This window comes from Anaerolineales bacterium, from assembly GCA_022866145.1.
Taxonomy (GTDB): Bacteria; Chloroflexota; Anaerolineae; order Anaerolineales; family E44-bin32; genus PFL42.
The window spans coordinates 1-10,080 of sequence record JALHUE010000321.1; the positions used below are offsets into that span (position 1 = coordinate 1).

Annotated in this window: 8 protein-coding genes; 4 read left to right on the top strand and 4 right to left on the bottom strand. The window is 65.2% G+C overall.

The window, feature by feature from the left end; translation table 11 throughout:
* The 4 genes from MUO23_09955 to MUO23_09970 all read right to left on the bottom strand — a co-directional run.
* A partial coding sequence (locus MUO23_09955; protein MCJ7513277.1) for a hypothetical protein occupies positions 1-398 on the bottom strand: 398 nt, incomplete at its 3' end.
* Positions 399-512: 114 nt separating this feature from the next.
* Positions 513-2,513 (bottom strand): hypothetical protein, encoded by a 2,001-nt coding sequence (locus tag MUO23_09960; GenBank protein MCJ7513278.1) that lies wholly within the window; start codon positions 2,511-2,513, stop codon positions 513-515.
* A 120-nt stretch (positions 2,514-2,633) separates the two neighbouring features.
* A complete protein-coding gene (locus MUO23_09965) occupies positions 2,634-4,226 on the bottom strand; it encodes an aspartyl/glutamyl-tRNA amidotransferase subunit A (protein MCJ7513279.1) in 1,593 nt (530 codons plus the stop codon).
* Positions 4,223-4,543: an aspartyl/glutamyl-tRNA amidotransferase subunit C gene (locus MUO23_09970; GenBank protein ID MCJ7513280.1), complete on the bottom strand. Its 321-nt coding sequence runs from the start codon at positions 4,541-4,543 to the stop codon at positions 4,223-4,225. The genes MUO23_09965 and MUO23_09970 overlap by 4 nt, the downstream gene beginning before the upstream one ends.
* A 112-nt stretch (positions 4,544-4,655) precedes the next feature.
* Between MUO23_09970 and MUO23_09975 the strand changes: the two genes are divergently transcribed.
* The 4 genes from MUO23_09975 to MUO23_09990 all read left to right on the top strand — a co-directional run.
* Complete coding sequence (locus MUO23_09975; protein ID MCJ7513281.1) at positions 4,656-5,843, top strand: acyl-CoA dehydrogenase family protein; 1,188 nt, start codon at positions 4,656-4,658, stop codon at positions 5,841-5,843.
* A gap of 249 nt (positions 5,844-6,092) precedes the next feature.
* Positions 6,093-6,638, top strand: coding sequence for a peroxiredoxin family protein (locus tag MUO23_09980; protein MCJ7513282.1), 546 nt, complete (start codon positions 6,093-6,095; stop codon positions 6,636-6,638).
* Positions 6,639-7,102: 464 nt separating this feature from the next.
* Positions 7,103-9,118 carry a hypothetical protein gene (locus MUO23_09985; protein MCJ7513283.1) on the top strand — a complete coding sequence of 672 codons (2,016 nt, stop codon included), beginning with the start codon at positions 7,103-7,105 and terminating at the stop codon, positions 9,116-9,118.
* Between the two features lie 135 nt (positions 9,119-9,253).
* The coding region (locus MUO23_09990; GenBank protein MCJ7513284.1) for an alcohol dehydrogenase catalytic domain-containing protein at positions 9,254-10,080 on the top strand (827 nt) is incomplete at its 3' end.

The following is a 10,080-nucleotide window of genomic DNA, read 5'->3' on the forward strand; positions in this document are numbered from 1 at the left end:
GCCATCAAGAGCGCCCCCAGCAGCGCCGGCCACCGGCCCGCCAGGCCGCGTCCCGCTACAAAGACCGACACCGTGGCCAGGACATAGCTCAGGAAATAGGCCGCGTGGCGGCCCTCGATGAGTGACCATCCAGCCAAGACCTCGCGCAAGCCGCGGGCGATCCCGTCAGCCACCAGGAAGTACAAGGGACCGTAGAAGTGAAGGTCGACGAAGACCGCATCCTTCGCCTCAAGGCTGGCGTACGCCCGCAGCAGCCGTTCGACATACGTGGCGATCAGCGGCTCATCCCACGACATTCCGTAGTCGTTCCCGAGAATGAGCGCAAGCAGTAGTCCTCCCACCACAATGGCGACAACCACCCGCGAGTCGGATCGATCCCAGCGAGATCCGGCTAGCACGCACCGCCCCCTTTGCGGGAGGACATCCTCGGGAGTCCCGTCGTTGTCGCCGGCAGGCGGTCCGCCGGAACATGGGGGGACTCAACACGCGGTACATTCCCAAACCGCCCGGTGTCAATTCCCATGCTTCAGTTCCTTGATGACCACCAGTGCAGCCCCGTCGCGTTCGAGGACCCAGATCACCTGGGCCTCGGGCCACCAAGCCGCATGGGCCAGCCGGTGCCAGTGCGTGGGATCCAGGTCCCAATTCCACCTGGATGTGGCGATCTGGAAGTCCGGCATTTCCGTCCCTGCCGCTCTGGGGTTCTTCCACAGAACCAAGTCCTCTCGGGCGAAGTGCCAGGCCGATGTCTGAGGTCCGGACACCGCGACCGAGGCGCCTTCCGGCGCAATCCGGTTGAGCTCCTCCATGGCTTGACGAAACCCAGTGCCCCAGTAGTCGAGCTCATACCTTCGGGCGGCGCCGCCCACTCCGCCGACCATCTCGTTGTAGTAGATGTACTCGTATGGATGCAGCTGGGCGATGGCGAGGACGCCGGGTAGGCAGGCGATCAGCCCGATCAAACCTCGAACGACAGGCAGATGGACGCGTTCGAACGCCCAGCCAAAGGCCAGGCTACCCATGACGAAGAGCGGAGGCAGGGCAAAGAGCAGATGCCGGGCGTTGTCATACACCGTCGCATCCATCGCAATCACGAGCACAAAGGGCAGGACGAGCCAGCTCCACAGAACCAGGACCGCGCCGGCGGAGTGTCGACGGCGCGCCTCCGCCGCTCCACGGATGCCACCCAGCAACCCGAGCACAAGAGCGGGGAGCGTCAGCTGAAGACCGAACAAGACAGGCGCGTAGAACCAAAGCACGTCCTTGGCCAGAATGAAGCGGCCGCCGATCAATACCGGGTCATTCCAAGGGAACTGGGACATGACTTTGAAGCTGTCGAGCAGGCCAGCGACCGGGTGCCCCCACAGGTAAGGCCAAGCTAGGTAGCAGACGACGGACGCCACGAACCAGTAGACAAGCAGAGCTGGCAGCGCCCACAGGCGGAGGCGGCCGACGAGCAAGCCGGTCACCAGCAGGCCGGCGAGAGGCCCAAGGATCCGGATGGCCGTCGTCAGGCCAAGCAGGATGCCAGCCAAGACGAGCAGCGCCCGGAAGCCTCGTCCTAGCCGGCGGAGAGGAGGCGCCAACGACGCGGCTGTCACCGTCAGCGCAGTAAGCAGCAGCACCGCAATCAGGCCGACGGTCAGCCCTCTGTGAGCGGCCACCGTCTTGGCGATGTACGCCTCGACCGGTATGCCGGCCCTGTTTTCCGCCAGGCGGGCAAAGAGGGCCTGAAGCGGAGCACCTCCTTGGCCCGCGTACAGCCTGACGGTCAGCGCCGTCATGCCCGGCAAGACCAGACGGTGTACGAAGAGCATGTCCACCAGGAGGATGGCCAGCACGCCCGCGCCAAGGATGGCAACGAGCTTCGTCAAAGGTGCCGTAGCCACCCATCGGTTGCGCGCCGCCGACCCCATGCGCTCCAGTCGGCGCCGCTCAGCCAGATGGAAGTCCTTCGAGTTGAACGGCTCAGCAGGCACGTTGCGGTATAGGGCCATCCCCATGGCCATGGCCGCCGAGAAGAATCCCATGAACGGAATATCCTTGGGGTTGATGAACGCATGTCCAAAGAGCAAGGGCTGAGTTACAAGCAGCAGCATTCCCAGCCCCGCCGCAAGGCGTCCGACAAATCCTCGCCCGATGACGTAGACCGAGATCGCGGCCAGCAGGAAGCAAAGGGCGTAGGCCATATGGTGGCCGTCACTGGCGGAGACCCCCAACCTCGCCCCCGCCAGCCCGCCCGCCAGCAGCTCCGCCACCGCGAAGTAGAACGGCCCATGTTGTACGGCGTAGGACCCGGTCGGTCGCTCCAGCGTCCGGTAGGCGTTCAACGTGGTCCGGCCCACCTGCGAGAGGTTGGGCTCATCCCAGGAAATGCCGTAGTCCCTCCCGACGGATAGGATCAGGGCCAAACCAAGGACACACACTCCGAGGAGGATGGCATAGTCTCCCCGGCCCCAACCGGCATTGTCTGGCGCCACCGCTCGATCCGCCCGCAACTCCGCTGAGTTCATCGTCTTTTCAACGCCTGCCTCGTGGAGGATCGAAGGCGAGTGCCCGGAGGGGCGATTGGCACCCCGGCGCATGTCCGGGGTGACAGTGGCTGGTCCCCGGCGCTGAGCGGGCGCAAGTCCTCACAGCAGCACCTTGGGCCGAACGCTGCGCCAGGCCTGATCGGCTGTTGCACGCTCAAAGGCGCGCCCGAGCCGAAGGAGGACTGCTTCGGAAAAGTCCGGCCCCAGCAGCTGAATGCCGATCGGCCGCCGGCGCGAATCCAGCCCGGCAGGGACCGAGATCCCGGGGATCCCGGCATGGTTGGCGGGCACCGTCAACAAATCGGCGTATTGCATCAGCACCGAATCGCCGTAGACCGCTTGCATCTCGAAGGCCGTCGTCGGCGTGGTGGCTGTCAGCAGGCAGTCCACACGAGTTGCGCCCTCCGGATCGAAGGCCCGCTCGAAGTCCTGCCGGATCATCGTTCGCACCTGCAGGGCACGCTGGTAGTAGCCTTTCTCGTACTGCTCTGCCGAGACGTACATCCCCATCAGGATCCGCAGCTTAGGCTGCAGCCCGAACGCCATGCCTCGTGTGCGGCGGTAGAGCGCCTGCATGTCAGGCATGTTGCCGGGAGCCCGCCGGCCATACTTCACCCCGTCGTAGCGGTGCAGGTTGGAGGAGGCTTCCACGCGCGAGATCACGAAGTAGGCAGGGATGCCAAAGCCCGTGTTCGGCATCGGCACACCCTCAACGATCTCGGCGCCCTGCTTGGCCAGCAGCTCCGCCGCCTGAAGGACGGCGGCCTCGACCTCGGGCTGAATGGGCTGCTCGGAAAGCTCTCCGGTCTTCGGTTCTGGAACCTTCAGGCGGAAGTAGTCCGTCGACAGGCCGATGCGCAGCCCGCGCACGTCCCGGTCGAGCTCGCGCAGGTAATCAGGCACGGCCAGGTTGGCCGAAGTCGCGTCGCGGGGGTCAGGCCCGGCGCACACCCGCAGCATCAGGGCCGCATCGGCAACGTCACGGGCGACGGGTCCCGGACAGTCCAGCGATGAAGCGAAGGCAATCAGCCCGTAGCGCGAGACGCGGCCATAGGTCGGCTTGAGCCCGACCACGCCGCAGAAGGCGGCCGGCTGGCGGATCGACCCGGCCGTGTCCGTGCCTAGCGACAGGACCGCCTCCCCGGCCGCCACGGCTGCGGCGCTGCCGCCGGAGGAGCCGCCTGGCACACAGGCTGGGTCCCAGGGATTGCGCGGCGAAGGCTGGAAGGCGGAGGACTCGCTAGAGGAGCCGAAGGTGAACTCATCCAGGTTGACCTTGCCAACCGTCACCGCCCCGGCCGCTTCCAGCCGATCGACCGGCGTTGCCGTGTACGGTGAGACGAAGGTCTCCAAGATCCGTGAGCCAGCGGTCGAGGGGGTGCCACGAACGCAGAAGATGTCTTTGACGGCCAGCGGAACTCCGGCCAATGGGCCCGGATCCTTGCCGGCCGCCACCTGGCGGTCGACGGCCTGGGCCTGCTGTCTCGCCCGCTCGGTGATCAGGGTGATGAACGCATGCACTTTGGATTCGTCCTCGGCCAGCGGCGCTTCGGCCGAGGTCGAGCCCGGGCGGCCATCCACCCGGCGAATCCGTTCGAGCGCCGAGTCGAGCACGTCCATCGCCCGAATCTCGCCGCTGCGGACGCGGCGGGAGATCTCAAGCGCCGAGAGGTCGCAGAGGTCGGAGGTCATTCCAGCTCCGTGTGCGGAATGTCGGGGACGACAATGTACCGGCCTTCGGTCTCCGGTGCCTGGGCCAGGATGTCATCCGCCAGCCCCGAAGGCTGCACCCGGTCCTCCCGCGGCGGCTGGCTGATAGCGGGGGTGTAGGGGACACCATGCGAAGTGATCGCCGTCTCGGCATCCAGGGTGATGGCCTCGAGCTCACGGATCGCCTTGAGCTGACTGTTCAGCTCCCGACGCAGGTACTCGGCTTCCTTTGCCTCCAGCTCGAGGGCGGCCAGGCCGACCAGGTGCTGGAAGATCTCGGGTGATATCCCCTCGGTCATGGACGCCTCGCCTGCAGAAAGGGAATGGGAGTTGCATTCTACCTCGGGGGCCCAGGCGAGGAAATCCCGCCTGCACTATACTCAAGCGAGACGGCACACATTGGAGGAAGCCATGGCCATTGATACCGGTTCCTCCCTGGGCCCCTCGCTCGAACTCAGCCCTGGCCACGAGATGATCCGCCAGACGGCGCGCGACTTCGCCCAGCGCGAGATCGCGCCTATTGCTGCCGAACACGACGAGAGCGGCGTGTTCCCGTCCGCCACGATTCGCAAGATGGGGGAAATGGGCTTCATGGGGATCGAGGTCGACGAAGCCTATGGCGGCGCCGAGTTGGATACCCTCGCCTACGCGCTGGCGCTGGAGGAGATCTGCAAGGTTGACGCCGCCCACGGCACCGTGATGTCGGTTAACAACTCGCTGTTCTGCTACCCGCTGCTGCGCTTCGGCACGGAGGAGCAGAAGCAGCGCTTCCTTCCGCCTGTGGCCTCTGGCGCCGTAATCGGCGCCTACTCGCTCACCGAGCCGATGTCGGGATCGGACGCCGGCAGCATGCGCTCACGCGCCGAACGTCACGGCGAACACTACCGGCTCAACGGGCGCAAATCCTGGGTCACCAGCGGATCGGTGGCAGGCTCAATCATTGTGTTCATGATGACGGACCCAGTGCAGAAGCAGAAAGGGATCACGGCCTTCCTGGTCGATCCACGCCTGCCCGGTTTCAGTCTGGGCAAGACCGAACCCAAGCTGGGCATCCGCGCCTCCGCTACCTGCGAGATCGTGTTCGAGGACTACCCCTGCCCGGTGGAGAACCGCCTGGGGAATGAAGGGGATGGGTTCAAGATCGCCATGACCGTCCTGGATGCCGGCCGGATCGGGATCGCCGCTCAGTCGCTCGGCATCGCCGGAGCCGCCTACCAGGCCAGCCTGGAGTACGCCCGCCAACGCGAGTCCTTCGGCCAGAAGATCGGCCAGCACCAAGGCGTCGGGTTCAAACTGGCCGACATGAAGACCCGGCTGGAGGCCAGCCGCCTGCTGGTCTATCAGGCGGCCTTGGCCAAGCAGGCCTCCAAGACCACCGGCCAGCGCTTCACGCTGGAAGCCTCGATGGCCAAGCTGTTCGCCTCCGAGACCGCCATGTTCTGCGCCCACGCCGCCGTCCAGATCCATGCTGGGATGGGGTACTCGAAGGAACTCCCGATCGAGCGCTACTTCCGCGACGCCAAGATCACCGAGATCTATGAGGGCACCAGCGAGATCCAACGCCTGGTGATCTCCCGCCTCGAACTCGGGCTGCGCTAGCCGGCTAAGCGGTCCCGGGTCGACCGCGGCAGAACCGCAGTCCGAATGGCGAGCTGGTCCAGACCGCAAGCCCCCCACCACAACAGTAGGCGCGCCCTGGCTCCTCGCCGTTATCCCAAGCACGATCTGCGAATGCAGGGCGATGCTCATTCGTCCGCAAACTCGGGTCAGGATAGAATTCGGTCGGGCGCGGACCTCGCCCGTGGGGTCTGGGCCTGGAACTTGATCGTCATTCCGCTGGGAGGTGTCATGCGTTTTCTACCTGCCGCAATACTTCTCGGAGTCAGCTTGGTCGGCTGCCGGCCGGCGTCGACGGGCCCGCTTGAGGTCGGCGACCCAGCGCCTTCGTTCTCGCTGCCTGCGGTCGGCGGAGGGCAGGTGGCACTGGCGGACTATGCCGGTGTCAGCCCTGTCCTGCTATTCTTCCACATGGCGGTTGGTTGACCGCCCTGCATGCAGCAGGTCGTTGACCTGCAGAATAATGCCGACTACCAGGCCCTTGGCGTTCCTGTCCTGAGCATCGCCTTCGACCCGGTGGAAGAGATGTCACCGGAGGCGCAGGCGCTGGGGATCACCACAGTGCCGATGCTGAGCGATGCCGACCACACGGTGTCCGAGGCCTATGGTGTTCTGCAGTGGGCGGTCAAGACGGGAGAACCGGGCCACACATTCGTCCTAGTCGACCAGGATGGGCGGATCGCATGGATCCAAGATTACGGGGCTGCGGAGAACCGCGGCGTCATGTATGTGCCCGTCGAGGAACTCACTCAACGCCTGCTCGAGGCTTTGCCCTAGGCCAGGGCGCCGCTGGCTGAGGATCTGCCGAGAACCAACCCGCCATGCCCACCAAGAGCCAAACCCGGCAGCCCGCGAAAGGTGACAAGCCCCGCAAGAAGCCGAAGCGGCCGCCAAGCCCTGCCGAAGCCGCACCGGCTGATGCCGGAGCCGAGATCCCCTTCAAGGAAGGGGGACCGGGTGAGGCTGAAACCATTCGACTGGGGATCACCATCCGCCCGGGGACCCGGCTGCGCCTGACGCTCGAGGCCGCGGAGCCCGGCGAGCCGCCACGCCTCATCTACCAGCACACTGTTGGCGAATCCCGCCCCGCTGGGACACCCCCCACCGCGCCACCCGCCTCGCCCCCATCTCCCGCTCAGCCGCCTCCAACGCCAACCGCGTGGCGAATCCAATGGCCTGAGCTTCGACGCCGCTTTGGCCTGTGGTGGCAACGCACATCCGCCGACATGCAGGCAGGGCCGTTGCCCCTCGGGGTCGAGATCGCCCTGGTCACCGCCTCGCTCCTGGTCTACCTTGCCGTGCGCCTGTATCGCATCTCCGACTATCCGATCTACTTCTTCACCGATGAAGCCGTACAGACCGTCCTGGCGGCGGACTTCGTGCGAGACGGATTCCGGGATTTCCTGGGCAACACCTGGCCGACGTACTTCCAGAACGTCTACCGCTTCAACCTGAGTTTGTCGGTCTACGCCCAGGTGCTTCCCTACATTCTGTTCGGCAAGTCCGTCTTTACCACCCGGGCAACCGCGGCAGTGCTTACCCTTCCCGGCGCCATCGCCGTGGGTTGGGCGTTGCGAGACTTCTTCCGACTCCGGTTCTGGTGGGCCGGTATTCTCATCCTGTCGATGGTCCCCGCCTGGTTCCTACACTCCCGCACCGCCTTCGAGACCTCACTCATGGTCTCGTTTTTCGCCTGCTCCTTCTACTTCTACCTGCGCTACCGCTACCGCCATCCCTCCAGCCTGTACCTTGCGCTGGTGTTCGGCGCCATGGCGTTCTACACCTACAGTCCCGCGCAGATCATCGTCCCGGCGGCCGCGCTGCTGCTGCTGGTTGTCGACTTCCCGTACCATCGACAGCATCGCAAGGTGGTGCTGCGCGGCCTGCTCCTACTGGTGTTGCTCGGCCTCCCCTACCTGCGCTTCTACCTGCTGATGCCTGAAGCGCAAGGACAGATTCTGCGCATTCTTGACAGCCCCTGGGCGCAACCCGGCCCTCTGGCCGAGAAGGCGCTGTTCTCCCTGAGAGCCTATGCCCGAGGCATCAGCCCGGCCTACTGGTTTTGGCCTCACGAACACGATATGGCCCGCCACACAATGGATGGATACGGGCACATGATGCGCTGGATGTTGCCCTTCGCCCTCGTCGGGCTAGTTCAGGCCGTGCGTGGCTGGCGCCAGCCGGCCCACCGGGCCATGCTAGCCTGCCTGCTTGCCATCCCGCTGGCCGGTGCCGTCGCCGGGGCAGGGATCACTCGCTTGCTCTCATTCGTCATCCCCGCCACGATGCTGGTGAGTATCGGGTTCGACCTCCCCATCGATCTCATCCTGCGGAGATACCCCCGCGCCGCCATCGGTCTGGCCCTCGCCACCTTCGTTGCGCTGGCCAGCCTAAACCTGTTGCTCCTGCACAACAGCCTAGTCAGCGGGCCGCTGTGGAATCGCAGCTACGGTATGGAGATGCAGTACGGAGCTTCGCAGGTCTTTGCCGAGGTAGATGAGATGCTTCAGGAGAACCCCAACCAGAGAATCATTGTGTCTCCCTCCTGGGGCAACGGGATTGACGTCGTCCGCCGGTTCTTCCTGCCGGACGACGTCCCGGTCGAGGTGGGCAATGCCGACCGGTTCCTTTCTGAGGTGGATGACCTGATGCCTCAGATCGTATTCGTGCTCACACCAGAAGAGTACGGAGCCCTGCTCCACGAGCCGAAGATCGCGAACTTGCGCGTGGACCGCACACTTCCCTACCCCGATGGCAGGACGGGTTTCTACTTCATCAGGATGACGTACTCCCCGGAGGTCGAGGCGCTTCTGGCGCAGGAGCGCGAGCAACGCAGCCAGCCGGTGGTGGAGATCATCGACCTGGAGGGCGAAGCCGTCCAGGTTGCGCATTCCGTTCTCGACAGCGGGAACCTTGGCCATATCTTCGACGGAGATCTCTACACCCTCGCCCGCGGGATGGAGGCAAATCCGTTCCTGCTGGATATCACCTTTCCCAGCCCGCGCAGCCTCACCGGGCTGGCATTGACAACTGGGAGCATGAACATCTCGCTCGAAGCTGAGCTCTACGGGGCCAGCCAGGATGAACCGGTCGTTGTGAATCAGGAATATCAGGATCTGCCTCCAGACCCGACGGTCCAGTTGGAATTCCCCGCCGACCTTGGCCCGGTCAGCCGGATCCGGCTTCTGATCGGGCCGCTTGGCGTCGAAGGTCCGGCCAAAGTCCACGTCCGAGAGCTGTCTTTGCAGCAGCCCTGAGCCTGGCGCCCGGGCGCAGTGCGCCTGCACGAGGACGCTATAATCCAACCAGCTCCTGTTTGCCGGCTCTGCCTCTGAGCCGCCAGATCGTTCCGGCACACGTATGCTCCCTTCCTTGTCTCTGGAGGTCGACGCTTGATCGCGATAGGCTTCGAGCAGCATGGCGGCCCTGAGGTCTTGCAGCTGATGGAGCTGCCGGATCCGGTTCCCGGTCACGGCCAGGTCCGGGTCCGCCTCGAGGCCGCTGCGCTCAACCAGGTTGACCTGTGGACCCGCAACGGGTGGCCGGGGCTCAAGCTGGCTCTCCCCCACATCCCGGGCGCGGATGGGTCAGGCGTCGTCGATCGGCTGGGAGCAGGGGTTGACTCCCCGGCGGAGGGGACACGCGTCGTCATCAACGGCAATCTGAGCTGCGGCGAATGTCCGGCCTGCCTCGCCGGCCGGGACAACCTGTGCCGCTCCTGGAACCTGCTCGGAGAGACGGTTCCCGGGACGTATGCCCAGCTCGTGGTCGTCCCCGCATCCAACGTACTGCCCCTCCCCCCCGGATTCGACATGCACGCCGCCGCCGCCGCCAGCCTGGTGTTCCTGACAGCCTGGCATTCGCTGATCCGTCGCGGGGCTCTCCAACCCGGCGAGAAAGTGCTGATCGTCGGCGCCTCGGGCGGCGTCAACACCGCCAGCATCCAGATCGCCAAGTGGGTGGGCGCCCAGGTATTCGTGGTCGGATCGAACAGCGAAAAGCTAGCCCTGGCGCGCGGACTTGGGGCTGACATCCTGATCGACCGCAGCCAGTTGGACAACTGGTCCAAAGCCGTTTTCGAGGCTGCCGGTCGGCAGGGAATGGACGTGATCGTCGACAATGTGGGCGCCGGGAGCTTGCCGTTCAGCCTGCGGGCTGCCGCCAAGGGGGGACGCATCCTGACCGTCGGCAACACGGGCGGACCGGTCTTCGAGCTCGA

What these genes read in the sequence shown, in the direction of transcription:
- MUO23_09960 (MCJ7513278.1), bottom strand. Translation starts at nt 2,513, where the DNA reads ATGAACTCAGCGGAGTTGCGGGCGGATCGAGCGGTGGCGCCAGACAAT.
- MUO23_09965 (MCJ7513279.1), bottom strand. Translation starts at nt 4,226, where the DNA reads ATGACCTCCGACCTCTGCGACCTCTCGGCGCTTGAGATCTCCCGCCGC.
- MUO23_09970 (MCJ7513280.1), bottom strand. Translation starts at nt 4,543, where the DNA reads ATGACCGAGGGGATATCACCCGAGATCTTCCAGCACCTGGTCGGCCTG.
- MUO23_09975 (MCJ7513281.1), top strand. Translation starts at nt 4,656, where the DNA reads ATGGCCATTGATACCGGTTCCTCCCTGGGCCCCTCGCTCGAACTCAGC.